Source organism: Mesorhizobium sp. M0904, assembly GCF_040319475.1.
Classification (GTDB): Bacteria; Pseudomonadota; Alphaproteobacteria; order Rhizobiales; family Rhizobiaceae; genus Mesorhizobium.
On record NZ_JAMYOC010000026.1, the window covers coordinates 21,741 to 36,792 of the forward strand.

The 15,052-nt window shown below is 63.2% G+C and carries 19 protein-coding genes; 10 read left to right on the forward strand and 9 right to left on the reverse strand.

What is annotated here, in order from left to right:
- Positions 1-103 precede the first annotated feature (103 nt).
- Positions 104-778 (reverse strand): ArsR/SmtB family transcription factor, encoded by a 675-nt coding sequence (locus tag NKH80_RS24550; protein WP_352994095.1) that lies wholly within the window; start codon positions 776-778, stop codon positions 104-106.
- A gap of 68 nt (positions 779-846) precedes the next feature.
- On the opposite strand from NKH80_RS24550, the gene NKH80_RS24555 reads away from it, so the two are divergent.
- From NKH80_RS24555 to NKH80_RS24565, 3 genes are all read left to right on the forward strand, one after another.
- On the forward strand, positions 847-1,062 hold the full coding sequence (locus NKH80_RS24555; RefSeq protein WP_254818020.1) for a DUF1127 domain-containing protein: 216 nt from the start codon (positions 847-849) through the stop codon (positions 1,060-1,062).
- A 97-nt stretch (positions 1,063-1,159) separates the two neighbouring features.
- Positions 1,160-1,492: an NIPSNAP family protein gene (locus tag NKH80_RS24560; protein ID WP_352994098.1), complete on the forward strand. Its 333-nt coding sequence runs from the start codon at positions 1,160-1,162 to the stop codon at positions 1,490-1,492.
- Positions 1,489-1,833: an antibiotic biosynthesis monooxygenase family protein gene (locus NKH80_RS24565; RefSeq protein WP_254818022.1), complete on the forward strand. Its 345-nt coding sequence runs from the start codon at positions 1,489-1,491 to the stop codon at positions 1,831-1,833. Before NKH80_RS24560 ends, NKH80_RS24565 begins: the two co-directional genes overlap by 4 nt.
- A gap of 6 nt (positions 1,834-1,839) precedes the next feature.
- Here NKH80_RS24565 and mbfA read toward each other — a convergent pair whose 3' ends face one another.
- A complete protein-coding gene (gene mbfA / locus NKH80_RS24570; RefSeq protein WP_352994101.1) occupies positions 1,840-2,823 on the reverse strand; it encodes an iron exporter MbfA in 984 nt (327 codons plus the stop codon).
- Between the two features lie 180 nt (positions 2,824-3,003).
- On the opposite strand from mbfA, the gene NKH80_RS24575 reads away from it, so the two are divergent.
- The 3 genes from NKH80_RS24575 (at position 3,004) to NKH80_RS24585 (ending at position 5,249) form a co-directional block, all read left to right on the forward strand.
- On the forward strand, positions 3,004-3,321 hold the full coding sequence (locus NKH80_RS24575; protein WP_254818024.1) for a hypothetical protein: 318 nt from the start codon (positions 3,004-3,006) through the stop codon (positions 3,319-3,321).
- Between the two features lie 204 nt (positions 3,322-3,525).
- Complete coding sequence (locus NKH80_RS24580; RefSeq protein ID WP_352994104.1) at positions 3,526-4,503, forward strand: threonine/serine dehydratase family protein; 978 nt, start codon at positions 3,526-3,528, stop codon at positions 4,501-4,503.
- A gap of 92 nt (positions 4,504-4,595) precedes the next feature.
- Complete coding sequence (locus tag NKH80_RS24585) at positions 4,596-5,249, forward strand: glutathione S-transferase family protein (protein WP_352994107.1); 654 nt, start codon at positions 4,596-4,598, stop codon at positions 5,247-5,249.
- Positions 5,250-5,284: 35 nt separating this feature from the next.
- Here NKH80_RS24585 and NKH80_RS24590 read toward each other — a convergent pair whose 3' ends face one another.
- From NKH80_RS24590 to NKH80_RS24605, 4 genes are read right to left on the reverse strand one after another with little or no spacing between them, the layout of a single operon-like run.
- Positions 5,285-6,421, reverse strand: coding sequence for an ABC transporter permease (locus NKH80_RS24590; RefSeq protein ID WP_352994205.1), 1,137 nt, complete (start codon positions 6,419-6,421; stop codon positions 5,285-5,287).
- Between the two features lie 8 nt (positions 6,422-6,429).
- Positions 6,430-7,350, reverse strand: coding sequence for an ABC transporter ATP-binding protein (locus NKH80_RS24595; RefSeq protein WP_352737840.1), 921 nt, complete (start codon positions 7,348-7,350; stop codon positions 6,430-6,432).
- Positions 7,347-8,300, reverse strand: a complete 954-nt coding sequence (locus NKH80_RS24600) for an HlyD family secretion protein (protein ID WP_254818028.1) — start codon at positions 8,298-8,300, stop codon at positions 7,347-7,349. The genes NKH80_RS24595 and NKH80_RS24600 overlap by 4 nt, the downstream gene beginning before the upstream one ends.
- Positions 8,297-9,013, reverse strand: a complete 717-nt coding sequence (locus NKH80_RS24605; protein ID WP_352509412.1) for a CerR family C-terminal domain-containing protein — start codon at positions 9,011-9,013, stop codon at positions 8,297-8,299. The genes NKH80_RS24600 and NKH80_RS24605 overlap by 4 nt, the downstream gene beginning before the upstream one ends.
- A gap of 88 nt (positions 9,014-9,101) precedes the next feature.
- On the opposite strand from NKH80_RS24605, the gene NKH80_RS24610 reads away from it, so the two are divergent.
- From NKH80_RS24610 to NKH80_RS24620, 3 genes are all read left to right on the forward strand, one after another.
- On the forward strand, positions 9,102-9,575 hold the full coding sequence (locus NKH80_RS24610) for a CYTH domain-containing protein (RefSeq protein ID WP_352994110.1): 474 nt from the start codon (positions 9,102-9,104) through the stop codon (positions 9,573-9,575).
- Positions 9,572-10,516, forward strand: coding sequence for a CHAD domain-containing protein (locus NKH80_RS24615; RefSeq protein WP_352994113.1), 945 nt, complete (start codon positions 9,572-9,574; stop codon positions 10,514-10,516). The genes NKH80_RS24610 and NKH80_RS24615 overlap by 4 nt, the downstream gene beginning before the upstream one ends.
- 75 nt (positions 10,517-10,591) lie before the next feature.
- Positions 10,592-10,846, forward strand: a complete 255-nt coding sequence (locus NKH80_RS24620; RefSeq protein WP_502900994.1) for a hypothetical protein — start codon at positions 10,592-10,594, stop codon at positions 10,844-10,846.
- On the opposite strand, the gene NKH80_RS24625 is transcribed toward NKH80_RS24620, so the two are convergent.
- Positions 10,843-11,643, reverse strand: a complete 801-nt coding sequence (locus NKH80_RS24625) for a helix-turn-helix domain-containing protein (RefSeq protein WP_352509404.1) — start codon at positions 11,641-11,643, stop codon at positions 10,843-10,845. The two genes, NKH80_RS24620 and NKH80_RS24625, sit on opposite strands and share 4 nt — an antisense overlap.
- 115 nt (positions 11,644-11,758) lie before the next feature.
- On the opposite strand from NKH80_RS24625, the gene NKH80_RS24630 reads away from it, so the two are divergent.
- Positions 11,759-12,619, forward strand: a complete 861-nt coding sequence (locus tag NKH80_RS24630) for an SMP-30/gluconolactonase/LRE family protein (RefSeq protein ID WP_352509402.1) — start codon at positions 11,759-11,761, stop codon at positions 12,617-12,619.
- A 16-nt stretch (positions 12,620-12,635) separates the two neighbouring features.
- Here NKH80_RS24630 and NKH80_RS24635 read toward each other — a convergent pair whose 3' ends face one another.
- Both NKH80_RS24635 and NKH80_RS24640 read right to left on the reverse strand, forming a co-directional pair.
- Positions 12,636-14,348, reverse strand: coding sequence for a SulP family inorganic anion transporter (locus tag NKH80_RS24635; protein ID WP_352476868.1), 1,713 nt, complete (start codon positions 14,346-14,348; stop codon positions 12,636-12,638).
- Between the two features lie 180 nt (positions 14,349-14,528).
- Positions 14,529-14,798: a helix-turn-helix domain-containing protein gene (locus tag NKH80_RS24640; RefSeq protein ID WP_292656925.1), complete on the reverse strand. Its 270-nt coding sequence runs from the start codon at positions 14,796-14,798 to the stop codon at positions 14,529-14,531.
- Between the last annotated feature and the right edge of the window lie 254 nt (positions 14,799-15,052).

Below are 15,052 nucleotides of genomic sequence, written 5' to 3' on the forward strand. Positions count from 1 at the left end.
GTGGAACGATTTTCTGTCCGGAATTGCGTCAAAATAAAAAAGATAGAGCGGTTCGGCGTTTCCGTGGAGACGGCGAGCCGTTCTGGTGCGTCGAAGCGAGCCGTCAGGCGAGAAACTTCTTCTCGAATGCCTGCTTGCCTGTCGGCGAGAAGATCACTGCACGGCTGTCCTTCTCGCGCCGCGCCCATTTTTCGGCGAGGATCTTATCGAGAATGGCGGCGCCCAGCGTGCCGGCGAGGTGCGAACGCCGCACGCTCCAATCGAGGCAGGCCCGGCACACCGGTCGCCGCGCCTTGCCCTCGACATCGATGCCGATCGCGGCGAAATGCGAGGCGGCCGACGGCCCAAGCCGGATCTCCTCATCATTGCGCAGGAGCACTTGTCGAGCGACGAGACGGTCCAGCATCGCCACCGCCTGCTCGCCGGCGAGGTGGTCGTAGCAGACCCGCGCCACGCGCATGGCGGCGTCGCGTGGGCCAGGCCGCACTCGTTGCGGCCCGACCGCGGCGGCAACACCGGTGATCGCCTCGATCATGCCTGCTACCTGCGGGCCGGCGAGGCCGTAGTAGCGGTGCCGTCCCTGGCTTGCCAGCGTCAGCAGCCCGCCTTCCATCAGCTTCGACAGATGGGAGCTCGCTGTCGGAAGCGACACGCCGGCCTCGAGTGCCAGTTCACTCGCCGTCAGTGCCGTGCCGCCCATCAGTGCGGACAGCATGTTTGCCCGCGCCGGATCGCCCACCAGGCTGGCAATGCGGGCTATGTCAGGTCCTTCGCGCATGGTTCGTTCATCATCGAAGCATCCTCGTCAGACAAGCATTAATCTCGATGCAAATCAAGGAGACGACAATGCCTGCAAGGACTATTCTCGGCGCCGCGCCTGCTCGCCGGCCGTTCCCGTTCATTGTCTTGCGCCGCCTGCGGCTGCGGCTCCTGAAGCGGTGGTACGACCGTCATTTGCAGCGTCTCGACCTCGCCGAGATCGACGATCATCTGCTGCGTGACCTTGGCCTGACACCCGAAGACGTCCGCCGCGAATGCGCGAAATCCTTCTGGCAAACCTGACCGGCCAGCGAATTTGCCTAGCATATCGATCTTCGGAACGTTTCGACCCGGCTCGAACTGTGACCGCCAGAAAACATCCACCGCCAAGGAGGCGAAAATGACCATCACCTGCTTCATCCGCTACGAGATCGATCCGTTCGGCAAGGCGGCGTTCGAGGAATATGCACGCAATTGGGGGCAGGCGATCCCGCGCTGCGGCGCCGATCTGATCGGCTATTTCGCGCCGCACGAAGGCTCGGCCACTACGGCTTATGCCGCCTACAACATCGACAGTCTTGCGGCCTACGAAGCCTACCGCGCCCGGCTCGCCGCCGATCCCGCCGGCAAGGCGAATTACGAGTTCGCCCGGCGGGAAAAATTTATCCTGAAGGAGGACCGCATCTTCCTCAAACTGGCCTCCGGGCCACATGCTTCTTTGATGAAGCCATGATCGCCGTCATCTTCGAGGTCGAGCCGGCGGCGGGCATGCGCGATGCCTATCTCGGCATCGCCGCCGATCTGCGCCCACTGCTCGACGGCATCGACGGTTTCCTGTCGATCGAGCGCTTCCAGAGCCTTGCCGATCCGAACCGCATCCTGTCGCTGTCCTTCTGGCGCGACGAGGATGCGGTGAAGGCCTGGCGCAACACGCAGGAACATCGGCAGGCGCAGAGGGCTGGGCGCGGCGGCATCTTTGCCGGCTACCGTTTGCGGATCGCCCATGTCATGCGCGACTACGGCCTGACCGAACGCGCCGAGGCGCCAGCAGACAGCCGGGCGGTGAATGGGTAGCGACTGCTATGCATTCCCGATCAGCACCCCTGCCGCAAACACCAGCGCGCCGCCCAGCACCACCTGGAAGGCGGCGCGCCAGAATGGCGTCTGCATGTAGCGGTTCTGTACGAAGGCGATCGTCCAAAGTTCGAAGAACACCACGACCGCGGCGCCGCTCGGCGGCGGCCAGAAAACCGGGAAGAGATAGGGCAGCGCGTGCCCGAGCCCGCCCAGCGTCGTCATGACGCCGACGGTCAGCCCGCGTTTTACCGGCGAGCCGCGGCCGGATAGCTTGCCGTCGTCGGAGGCCACTTCGGTGAATCCCATCGAGATACCGGCGCCGATCGAGGCGGCAAGCCCGACCAGAAAGGTCTGGAACGTGTCGTGCGTGGCAAAGGCCGCGGCAAAGATCGGCGCCAGCGTCGACACCGAGCCATCCATCAGCCCGGCCAGCCCGGGCTGCACGTAAGTCAGGATGAACTGACGTTGCTCGGCCGCCGCCTCTTCGTCCTTGACCGCGCCCGATATATGCTTTTGCTCCAGCCGCTGCGCCAGTGTCTCGTGGCCCTGTTCGGCCACCGCCAGATCGTCGAGCAACTTTCTCGTCGAGGCATCGCCTGTGCGTTTGGCCGCCTCGATATAGAACAGGTAGGCCTGCCGCTCCATGGCCTCGGCTTGGCTGCGCACATGATCGATACCGAGCGGCCTCACCAGCCAGTCCGGCTTGCGCTCGTAATAACCCTTCACATGCTCGCGCCGGATCAGCGGTATGCGCTCGCCGAAACGCTTGCGGTAAAGCTCGATCAGCGCGTCGCGATGGCCGTCCTCTTCCTCCGCCATCTCCTCGAACACTTTGGCCGATTGCGGAAAGCTTTCCGCCAGCCCGTCGGCATAGGCGCGATAGATGCGCCCGTCATCCTCCTCGGAGGAGATTGCGAGCGCCAGGATCTCCTGCTCCGAGAGAGATTCAAACGGACGGCGGCCGAAGCCGAAAACGCGGGAAAGCATGAGAAATTCACCCCAGTTTAGAATAGTTCTAAACTAGAGCTTCGCACATCCTCGGTCAATCGCGCCCGCTCCATTCATCTGCTCAAAAGTATCAACGTCGAAACCAAACGAGGCATTGTTTGCTATCGGCAAACGTTCACCTATATAATCGAATCTGAACCAAGAGAAAGGAACCCGCAGATGCCGGAACAACAGCAGCCGTTTGACCCCAAGCCGGTTCTCGACCTGATCGCTAACATCGAGGCGGACTTGCAGCGCCTGAAAGGGCTGGTCGAGCAGCAGGTCGAAAAATTCGACCCCGCTAATCCGCACAACAAGGCTCCCGACGGCAAGTTGACCGAGGAGGGCGTCGAGTGCTGCTACCGGCTGTTCGACGAGGGCAAGTCGCGCTATTCGGTCGCCCAACAGATGAAGATCTCCTTCGCCGCCGCCACCCACCGCTTCAACACCTGGCGCAAGATGGGCGGCCCCAAACGGCAAAAGACCCTGTTGGGGTGAGGAGCGGCAGGCTATGCCGGCCAATCGACAACGATTTGTCGATTGAAGTGACGAATGCATAGTGGAGGGCGGAGGCGGCGGTGGGTGACAGTCACGCTCCACTCCTGCCTCCAAGTCGAATTGTAACGGTCACATTTTTTCATTGGTGCGCGGCCTCCCTTTCCGTGCACCATGGGCGGTCTCATTTCTTGCAGGACCCTAGCCATGACCATCTCTCCCGGCATCGCCGATATTCACAGCGCAGCAGCGCGATTGTCCGGACTGATCGTCGAAACGCCGCTGATCGAATCGCCGGAGTTGAACAAGCGCTTCGGCGCCAGGATCCTGTTCAAGCCGGAGACGTTGCAGCGCACCGGCTCGTTCAAGTTCCGCGGTGCATATAACAAGCTCTCCTCGCTCTCGGCGGAAGAACGCGCCCGCGGCATCGTCGCCTTCTCGTCGGGCAATCACGCGCAAGGCGTTGCCGCCGCAGCGGCGATGTTCGGCGTCAAGGCCATCATCGCCATGCCTGCCGATGCGCCGGCGATGAAGGTCGGCAATGTCAGGAAGATGGGCGCCGAAGTGATCACCTTCGACCGGGTCCGCGACGATCGCACTGCCGTTGTCCGTTCTTACGTGGAAAAGGGCATGGTCCTGGTGCCGCCCTACGACGATCCGGCCATCATCGCCGGCCAGGGCATGATCGGCCTCGAATTGATGCGCCAAGCAAAAGCGCTTGGCGTCAGCCTCGATGCGGTAGTGGTTCCCTGCGGCGGCGGCGGGTTGAGCAGCGGCATTTCGATCGCGGTCAAGGACGCCTCGCCGGACACCGCCGTCTGGGCTGTGGAACCCGAGCATTTCGACGACACACGCCGCTCGCTGATCAAAGGCGCCAGGGTGTCGAACGCGCCCGGCCACACCTCGATCTGCGATGCCCTTCTCGTCGCCGAGCCGGGTGCCATCACTTTCGAGATCAACCGCAAGAACCTTGCCGGCGCCATCGCCGTTTCCGACCGGGCGGTGGCCCAGGCGATGCGCGACGCGATGGCTTGCCTGAAGCTGGTGGTCGAACCTGGCGGCTGCGTCGGTTTGGCCGCGCTGTCGTCAGGCGAGATCGACCTTACCGGGAAATGCGTGGCCGTGGTGCTGTCCGGCGGCAATGTCGATTTCAGCACCTATGCCGAGATCATTGCTGCCAGCTAAGATAGCAACCAGTTGCAGGTCATGTGCCGGTTCGAGGCGCTCGAGCCTCCGTTGCGTCCGGTCGAACCGGTCCCATTCAAGGACTGAGATCAATGAAACTGTTCTTCAGCCGCAATCCCAATCCTCGCCTCGCGGTCGCCGTGGCACGTTATCTCAATGCCAAGGTCGAGTTCGAATTCGCCTCCCCCTTCGCTCCGGGGCAGGCCGAGCGCTTTCGGCCGCTCAATCCAAATCTTTCATTGCCCATCCTTGTGGACTTGGGAAAAAGCCTCTGGGAGGCCGATGCCATAGCCTGCCGGCTTTCACGCGACACGCATTCGCATTTCTGGCGCGCCGGCGACGACGAGCCGGAGATGATCCGATGGCTGAGTTGGGGCAAAGAGAACTTCGCAAGAGCCTGCGACGTTGTGCATTTCGAACGCGGGACCAAACAGCGCTATGGGCTCGGCCCGATCGATCAGGCACGGGTTGAGGAGGGCCTGAGGGACTTCAGTACCGCCGCTGCAATACTTGATGCCGAGCTTTCCCAGCGAGAATGGCTGGTCGGAAATTCGGTTTCCTACGCCGACTTTCGAATGGCGACGTTTCTGCCCTTCAACGACATCGCCCGACTGCCTCTCGACGATTATCCTTCTGTCGGCCGCTGGTATCGGCAGCTTGAAGAAATCGACGCCTGGCGCGATCCCTTCGAAGGGCTCAATGCACCTGAATTGACACCGGTCCCGGGCCAGGCCAAGGCCGTGTGATTCTCGATCATTTGCGCAAGCTGATTGCGTCGACCCTAATCCAGCGTCCGGCGGAACCGCACCAGCGCAATGCCGGCGAACAGCGCCACGAACAGCACCAGCCAGCCGATCTCCGTTGCCACCGCCGGCAGCTCGGCGCCCTTCAGCATCACCGCGCGGATAATGCGCAGGAAATGCGTCAGCGGCAGCACTTCGCCGAAAACCTGCGCCCAGTCCGGCATGCCGCGATAGGGGAACATGAAGCCGGACAGCATGATCGACGGCAGGAAGAAAAAGAAGGTGAGCTGCAGGGCCTGCATCTGCGTGCGGGCGATCGTCGAAATCGTGTAGCCGAGCAGCACCAGCGCCAAGACGAAGATCAGGACCGCCGTCAACAGCAGCGACATAGATCCGGTGAAGGGTATGGCAAACAGAAGCTTCGAGGCCGCCAGCACCACCACCACCTGCACGGCGCCTACCGCCAGATAGGGCAGCACCTTGCCCAGCATGATCTCGAGCGGGCTGGACGGCATCGCCAGAAGGTTCTCCATCGTGCCGCGCTCGGTCTCGCGCGTCAGCGCGATCGAGGTCATCATCACCATCGTCATCTGCAGGATGACGCCGAGCAGACCGGGCACGATGTTGTACTGCGAGACGGCTTCCGGATTGTAGCGCCGGTGCACCACCACCTGGAGCTGGCCCCGGGCAGCTTCAGCCGCCGTCTCCTGCATGCCGCGTGCCCTGAGCAGCGCCTGGTTGGCGACGGTGCCGAGCGTCGAGATGGCGCCGCTGGCGACGGCCGGGTCGGTTGCATCCGCCTCGATCAGGATCTGCGGGCTGTCGCCGCGCTCGACCCGTCGGGCAAAATCGGCGGGAATGGTGACGACGAAGGCGACATCGCCGCGCGCCATCAGGAATGCGGCTTCGGCGGCACTTTGCGCAACATGGTCGAAGCGGTAATAGCCGGTGGTCTGCAGCGCCGAAACCATGGCCCGCGTGTAAGGATCGCTGCTCATCGCCACCAGCGCTGCCGGCAGGCTCTTCGGATCGTTGTTGATGGCATAGCCGAACAGCACCAGCTGCATCAGCGGCACGCCGAGCATCATGGCGAAGGTGATGCGGTCGCGCCGCATCTGGATGAACTCCTTGATCAGCAGCGCGCCTAGCCTGGCGAAGGAAAAGATGCTGTTTATCCCGTTCTTCATCCCATGTTGTCCTTCGAACCGGACATGAACTGGATGAACACATCCTCCAGGCTGGTCTCGCCGGGCGATACCGTGACGCCCTTGTGCTCCTTCTCGACATCGGCAAGCGCTGCCTGAAGCGCCTTCCTGTCGGAACCGACGACATGCAGCGTCGCCCCGAACGGCGCCACCTGGTCGACGCCGTGGCGGCCATGAAGTGCGGCAGCGACCTGATCGAGCCGTGGCCCTTGCAGGACGAAGGTGGTCAGCCCGGCATTCCTCACCACGTCCTCGACCGTGCCAGTGGCCAGCATCTTGCCGTAGGAGATGTAGCTGATGCGGTGGCAGCGCTCGGCTTCGTCCATGTAATGGGTGGAGACCAGCACGGTCAGGCCGCCGCTCGCCAGCCGGTGGATCTCGTCCCAGAATTCGCGTCTGGCCTTCGGATCGACGCCCGCCGTCGGCTCGTCGAGCAGCAGCAATTTCGGCTTGTGCATGATGCAGGCGGCCAGCGCCAGCCGCTGCTTCCAGCCGCCGGACAGCGTACCGGCCAGCTGGTTCTTGCGCGATGTCAGGCCGAGCTCCTCAAGCGTCTTAGCCACATGCCCGTCGAGCGGCTTCAGCCGGTAAAGCCGTGCCACGAATTCGAGATTCTCGCCGATCGTGAGGTCTTCGTAGAACGAGAATCTCTGTGTCATGTAGCCGACTTCGCGCTTGATCCGCAGGCTGTCGGTGCGAATGTCGAAGCCCAGAACCGTGCCTTCGCCCTCATCCGGCGTCAGCAAGCCGCACATGATGCGGATGGTCGTCGTCTTGCCTGAGCCGTTCGGCCCGAGGAAGCCGACGATCTCGCCCTCGGCCACCGTCATCGTCACATGGTCGACGACGGTCTTGTCACCGAAGCGCTTGACCAGGCCATGCACGTCGATGACGTTCATTTTCCGATGTCCGCCAGATCGACGTCGACGATCTGCCCGGGCTGCAATGCGCTGGCGTCGCCCTCCGGCCGCGCTTCGACCAGATAGACCAGCTTTTGCCGGGTCTCGAGCGAGTAGATCACCGGCGGCGTGAATTCCGGATCCGGCGACACGTAGCTGACGCGAGCCTTCACGCCCGCTCCGCAACCGTCGCAATGGACATTGAGCAGCGTGCCGACATCGACCGAGGAGAACGCGCTTTCCGGCACATAGACGCTGAGCTTCACCGCGCCATCCGGCAGTATGGAGATGACCGGCGCGGTCGGCCCGGCCGTGTCGCCTGGATAGCGGATGACATCGTTGACCCGGCCGGGCGAGGGCGCCGTCAGCACGCGCTTCGACAGCCGCCATTGCGCTTGCTCCAGCGCCGACTGCGCCTGCCTGACCTGATTGTCGGCGGCCTTGATCGTCTCGGGCCGTGCGGGCAGCCCGCCGACGGCGAGATTGGCCTCCGCCTGGCCGACCTGCGCGTTGGCCGTCTCCAGCGTCGCGGAAGCCGTGTCGTAGTCGGCCTGCGTGCCGGTGCCGCGTTTGAACAGATCGCTGGCGCGGATGTAACGGCGTTTGGCGTCGGCGGCTTGCGCCTTGGCCATGTCGACCTGCGCCTTGAGCACCGCAATCTCTTCCGGCCGCTTGCCGACCTGCAGGTCGGCAAGTTGCGCCTGGGCCTGCGCAAGGGCCGCCTCGGCTTGTGCGATGGCGATCTTGGCGTCGGCGTTTTCCAACGTCACCACCGGCGTGCCGGGCGCGACGCGGTCGCCGCGCTTGACCGCAATCGTCTCGACCTGCGCCACCTCGATCGGCGCGAGCAGGACGTAGTCGCCCTCGACGTAGCCGACGGCGAGCGGTGCTGCCGGCGCGCAGGCGCTGAAAAGCTGGGCGGCAAGCGGCAAAGAACAGAGCAGGCTCATGATCCACGATCCTTCCGGACAGCCAAATCGCGCCGAGCTAAAATCGCGCTGAGATTGTCGGTTATTGTTGCCGCGATCTTGCCGGCCTCATCATCGCCGATCTTGCGCCAGCCCATCCGGCGCATAACCGCCTCGCGGCCGATGCGGAAATAGACGACCTGCCCGATCAGCGTGAATACGGTGAGTTTTGTGCGCTCGCTCTCGGCCGGCTCGCCTGTCGCCTGTTCCCAGATCAGGCAGAGGCGGTGATGCGCCGGTTCGAACACGCCGTCATAGATACGGTCGAGCGCCGCGGTAGGATGCGACAGCTCGCGCAGGACGAACTGTACAATCTCGCCGGCTTCCGGCCTTGCCGCGATGAAGGCGACCATCCGCTCCAGTGCGACGGCTAAATGTGCCCGCGCGGCCTCGGTGTCCGCCAATGCTGCGACCGGCGCCTGCAGATTGCCGATCGCCTGGCCGGCAACGGTCTGGATGGTGTCGACGATGTAGTCGGCTGCCGCGTTGCGGAGCCCTTCCTTGCCGCCGAAATGATAGGCGATCGAGCCGATATTGGCCTTGGCCTCAGCCGCGATCTGGCGCGTCGACGTTCCGTCGAAACCCTGGCGTCCGAACAGCTTCAGCGCCGCGCGCACGAGTGCCGTCCGCGTCATGTCTGCGGCGGTCTTGGGCCCCTCATGAGGAAGGCTGCTGGCGCTGGGCGATTTGATCATCATCGACAATTTAATCAATCGAATGATTAAAGTCAACTGCGATCAAGCGGCTTGCCAACTCTGGCCGTGCGCGCTCTAGTGCGTGGCCATGGGCAAGGAAATCGAGCGTAAATTCCTGGTCTCAGGTGAGGAATGGCGGGCAATGGTCGAGGCGGACACTCATATCCGTCAATTCTACCTTCTCGCCGAACCCAGCCGTACGGTGCGTGTGCGCATCAGCAATGATGCCGCCGCCAAGCTGACGCTCAAGTTCGGCAGCCAGGCACGCCAACGCGATGAATTCGAATATCCGATGCCTTTGGCGGAGGCGCAGGAGATGCAGGCCTTTGCCATCGGACATGTCATCGAGAAGACACGCCATCATGTTAGACACCGCGGCTATCTCTACGAAGTCGATGTCTTCGGCGGGACGCTTGCGGGGTTGGTGATCGCCGAGCTCGAGACGCCGGAGGATGTACCGGACGAAATGCTGCCAGATTGGCTCGGCCGTGAAGTCACCGGCGAGTCGAGATTTTACAACGCGTCGCTCGCCCTTGGGGGGATTTCGGAGATCGTCGCATGAGCTTTCGTATCGATCCGCACATCTCGCTGACCGGCGAGATCAGACGCATTCTCGCCGAGGAGATCGGCAAGGCGCTTGTCCATCTGGACGCCGCGCGTGACAGGCCCGAACAGGGGCTGCACAACTGTCGCAAACGGCTGAAGAATGTCCGCGCCTTGCTGCGCCTTGTCCGTTCCGGAGACGAAACATTCTGCGTGACTGAGAATCAATGCTACCGCCAGGTGGCGGCCCTGCTTGCCGGCCCGCGCGAGGCGACCGCACTGGTGGAAACAATCGACCGGCTAGCGGCAAGCTTTCCCGAGCAAAGTGCCGGCGGTGGCCTCGATGCCGTTCGCGACCGGCTCGTCGCGCGCCTTCATGAACTGCATGGCGGAGCAGGCCTCGATGCTGCGATAGGCGCGGCGATCGCCGCTTGCGAGGAAGGTGTCGGCCGGATCGACAAGCTCGCTCTGCCCGACCCGCCGGAGCAGGCTGCCGACGTGCTCGCCGAAGGCGCGCGCGCCACTTTGCGCCGCGCCAGGAAAGCGCTGGACAAGGCGGCTTCGCGCGGCGAAGCCGATGACTTTCACGACCTGCGCAAGGCGGCCAAGACGCATGGCATGCACCTGTCGCTGCTCGGCCGGCTGTGGCCGACGCCGATCAAGGCCCGGCGCAAGGCCGTCGATGAATTGGGCGAGCGGCTCGGCGAACTGCACGACGTGTTCGTCATGCGCGCGCTTCTCGATGCCGAGGACCAGCCGCTCGGTCCCCCTGAGGACACGCGGTTGCTTGCCAAGCTGCTGAAGCGCTCGGAAAAGAGCCTGAAAAAAACCTGCCTCGCCGAGGCGGCCGAGCTTTTCGGCGACCGTCCGAAGCGCTCGACAAGGAAGCTTGCCCGCAAGGTGCGCGACGATCTCACAGCGGTATCGCACGAAGACGCCGGCGCGCCTGGCGTGGGCTGATCATGGTGTAATTTGCCGCCCTGTGATAATCGCCGTCTGGCATGACCGAGCCCGGCGACACGCTTCTGGACCGACTTGGCCGCTGGCTTGCCGGCCGGCTGCAGGAGGAATCGTCCGGCTACGAGCCTTACACGCCGTCGGACGCTATTCGCGCAGGGAATTCTGCACATCCGCCATCACTCGCTCGACACGCCGCGCGACTTCGACCTGTCGCCCTATTTCCGCATCAGCAAGCCGACCCTCGAATATGGTTTCGACTACCGGCAGATGATTTGGGACGACAAGCCCTGGATTACCAACGCCGAAACAAGGGTTCAGAGTGGCGGCTAGGCCGGCAGCGGCCGTCGTGTCTTTGCGGCGGCCCGGCCGGGTGTCCGCGCGCCGGCGTCGCGCGGATGCGGTCCGATCGGCATGATCGCCGGGAATGGCGTCGCGCCGAAAGCGAAGGTCCATTTGTAGCCGACCAACCCGTCTTCCGGCGTCGTGTGCTGATCGTGATGCGCAAGCAATTTGGCGCGCTCGGCCAGTTCCTCCGCCTCCCGCCTGACCATTTCCGCCGTCTCGGGCCGCATCCGCCTGGAGAAGCTGACGAATGTCGCCTCGCGCTCCAGATGCGTGATGGCCCAGCCGATGAAGTTCTTGTTGGTCACCTCGAACAGTGGCCGCAATGGCCCGTCGAAATTCCACTGGATTGGCGTCTCGACCAGCAGCCTGGCCGACAGGCCGCGACCGAGCGCGACCAGCCCCAACTCCTCGAGGTCTCGCAGATAGAGGAACATCGAAGCCTCGCTCAACCCCTGTGAGCGCATGATGCCTTCGGGCGTAAATTTTTCCGAAAGCATGACGAAGATGAACAGCAGTGCCGGCCGGCCGGCGAGCTTGCGCTCGATCTCCGGCGCGACGTGGTTGGCAGGTCCTGGTCCTCTGTTCATAGAGCCGAGCACGTTCTCCAACTCCACGCCGGCGGCAGCGCAGATCTCCATCAGCCGGTCGAGCTTGCAGTTGCGCTCGTGGAAGATGCGCTTCACCGTCGGCTCGGAAACGCCCATTCGCTCGGCAAGGACGCGGTAGGTCACGCCCTTGGCCTTCAGCGTCCGCTTCAGCGCGTCGAAGATCAGGCCGTTCACGGGATGCACCTCTTTTGCACGATTTGGTATCAACCTTCGGTACTAGTCCCGATAGATCTTCCCGGAAAGTATCGAAAGGCCTAGCTCTCCGCCAGTCCATTACAGGAGACTAGCCATGAAAAGCCTCTTCACACCGATACTTCTCGCCATCTTCGGCATCGCGACTGCGCCGGCAGTTCAGGCCGCTGAACTCTGGCGCGCCAGCGGCCTCGAGCAACCTGAATCGGCGCTGTTCGACGCCGCCGGCCAGCGCGTTATCGTCTCGAACATCGTCGGCAATCCCGGCGAAGCCGACGGCAACGGCTATCTGTCGGTTCTGTCGATGGACGGCAAGCTGGTCACACAACACTGGACCGACGGCATGGACGCGCCCAAGGGCATGGCGATTGCCGGCGGCAAACTCTACGTCGCCGACATCACCCATGTGCGCGTCGTCGATCTCCAAAGCGGCAAGCTAGCGTCGACGATCGACGTGCCGAACGCTGTCTTTCTCAACGACATGACCGCTGATGCATCCGGCAAGGTCTACGTCACGGATATGCTTGCCGATACGATCTATCGCATCGACGGCGACCGGCTCGAACTGTTCATCAAGGATGCGGCGCTCGCTTCGCCGAATGGCATCTTCGCCGATGGTGGCCGGCTGATCGTCGCTTCGTGGGGCAAGGGCATCAAGCCCGACTTCAGCACCGCGGAGCCGGGCGGCCTGCTCTCGGTCGATCTCGCCACCAAGGCCGTTTCGCCTCTGGCTGGCGCGGAAAACTTTGCCAACCTCGATGGCGTCGTTGCCATCGGCGGCAGCATCTACGCCACTGCCTATATGACCGGCACGCTCTACCGCTACAAAGCCGGCGGTACGCCGCAAGTGGTTGCGACGTTCAAGCCGGGCAGCGCCGATATCGGCACAGATGGCAAGTCGACAATCTTCGTGCCGCTGATGAACGAGGGCGAGGTCTCAGCGTTGGGCCTCGACTAAGCCGGCAGTTGCCAGCTCAGGCGGCGGGCGCGGCTTTCTTCAGCTGCGCCCGCGCATCCGTGATCGATGCGGCATAAGTCACCAGCGGCCGCTTGACACCGTGGTTGATCAGCATGCGGCGTGTCTGCGGTGAAGCGCCTGAGATAATAAAGCGAACGCCGGCGCGCTTGGCCTTGTGGGCCGCGCCCTCGATGACATTGGCCGCCGTCGAATCGAAGAACGGCACCGCCGAACAGTCGAGGATGAAGTTCTTGCGCTGGTCGGCGATGCGGTCCAGCACCGTGCCGACGGTCGAGGCGGCGCCGAAGAAAAAGGCGCCCGATATCCGGTAGACGACGGTGTCGGCATCGCTCGCCTCGCTGGAATCATAAGCGCTGGCTCGGTCGGCGACGTCTTCCTGCACCAGGGATTGATGGTCCGCCTCCACCGCGATGCTCTTGGCCATGCGGTCGATGAACAGGATCGAGCCTAGCGCGAAGCCGACGACGATGCCTTCGGTCAGGTCGCGGAAGATGACGATCAGGAACGTCGCCATCAGTACCAGCGCATCGCCGCGCGAGGCGCGCAGCAAGGTGGCGAAGGCCTGTTTCTCGAACATGTTCCAGCACACCACCGCCAGCACGCCGGCAAGTGCTGCAAGCGGGATATAGCTGGCCAGCGGTGCCGCCACCAGCATCAGAGCAAGCAGAATGGCCGAGTGCATCATGCCTGAGACCGGTCCATGCGCGCCGGCCCGTACATTGGTCGCGGTGCGGGCAATGGTGCCAGTGGTGCATATGCCGCCGAACAAGGCGGAGGCGATATTGGCGAAGCCTTGCGCCACCAACTCGCAATTGGAGCGATGCCGCCTTCCGGTCATGCCGTCGGCGACGACGGCCGACAGCAGCGATTCGATCGCCCCGAGCAGCGCAAAGGCGATAGCGTCCGGCAGCACGTCGATTATCCTGTCGAGGCTGAGCGGCGGGAAGGCCGGCCATTGCAGGCTGCGCGGGATGCCGCCGAAGCGCGTGCCGATCGTCTCGGCCGGCATGGCGAGCAATGCGACGACGAGGGATGCCAGTCCGATGGCAATCAGCATAGCCGGCCACTTCGGCCGAAACCGCCTCAACGTCGCAATGGTGATGATGGTCAGTGCCGCCACCGCAGTTGCGGCGAGGTTGATTGTTCCGGCCGCTTCGCCGATGGCCATCAGCTTCGGCACCAGCGGCCCTGGCTCCTTGCCGGCGAGCTTCAGCCCGAACAGTTCGACGATCTGGCCGGAGAAGATGATGACAGCGATGCCGGCGGTGAAGCCGACGGTCACCGGGTAGGGGATGAATTTGATGTAGGTGCCAAGTCTGAGATAGCCGATGGCAAGCAGGAACACGCCGGCCATCATCGTCGCCAGCAGCAAGCCGTCGACGCCAACCCGCGCCACCGTCGCCGCCACAAGCACAATGAAGGCGCCGGCCGGGCCGCCGATCTGGAAACGGCTGCCGCCAAGCGCCGAGACCAGGAATCCGCCAATGATCGAGGTGTAGAGCCCGCGCTCCGGCGTCACGCCTGAAGCAATGGCAATTGCCATCGACAACGGCAGCGCAACGATGGCGACAGTCAGCCCGGCGATGGCATCCGCCTTGAAATGCGTGAGCGTGTAGCCCTCGCGCAGCACCGTCACCAGCTTCGGGGTGAACAGTTCGGAAAATGTCGGCCGCGCCGGTTGATGCACTGCCCGCTGCGTCTGATCCATCGAGTGCCTTCCGCATGAAACCAAGGAGCGGCGGGATCGTCGGCAGGACTGTCGGCGGTCGCCGTCGCGACTTGGAGCGGCGTGCGTCCAAATAGGCGCACAGATACGCCCCAACACTTTTGACCCGCGCATCGGACTATCCGAAAATCGAATTTGATTTTCGGCGATGCGGCAGTAGCGTCAGCCTTGCGGGTTCTGCGGCGTGACAGGCTTGAGGCGAACGCCCCTGCCGCCACGCTCGCTCGCCTGGTTCTCGCCGATCAGCTCGACCCCGGCCTCTTCAAGGGCCTGGATGACCTTCATCAGCGTATCGACCACGCCCCGGACCACGCCGTCGCTCGCTTCCATGCGCTGAATGGTTGGAAGCGAAACCCCGGCGCGCTCGGCGAGGGTCTTCTGATCGATGCCGGCCAGCGCCCTCGCGGCACGCATCTGCGCGGCAGTGATCATCGGTCAAAACCCCGTCTGAGTTCTGCAGTATCACGTATAATACCTTCATAATGATGGGTCAAACATCATCTTGCATATGTGAAACATGCAACAGTCTTTGCCAGCCGGTGCGCTGGCATGCTACAAACCTCGACATCGTTAGGCGGGACATCCATTGCGGTACCGATTTCACAGGTACGACCTTAAAAAGGATGAGCAGGTGAAGACATTCAAAGCGTTGGCGACCTCGACAGTCTTGCTGTCGATGGTTTTCC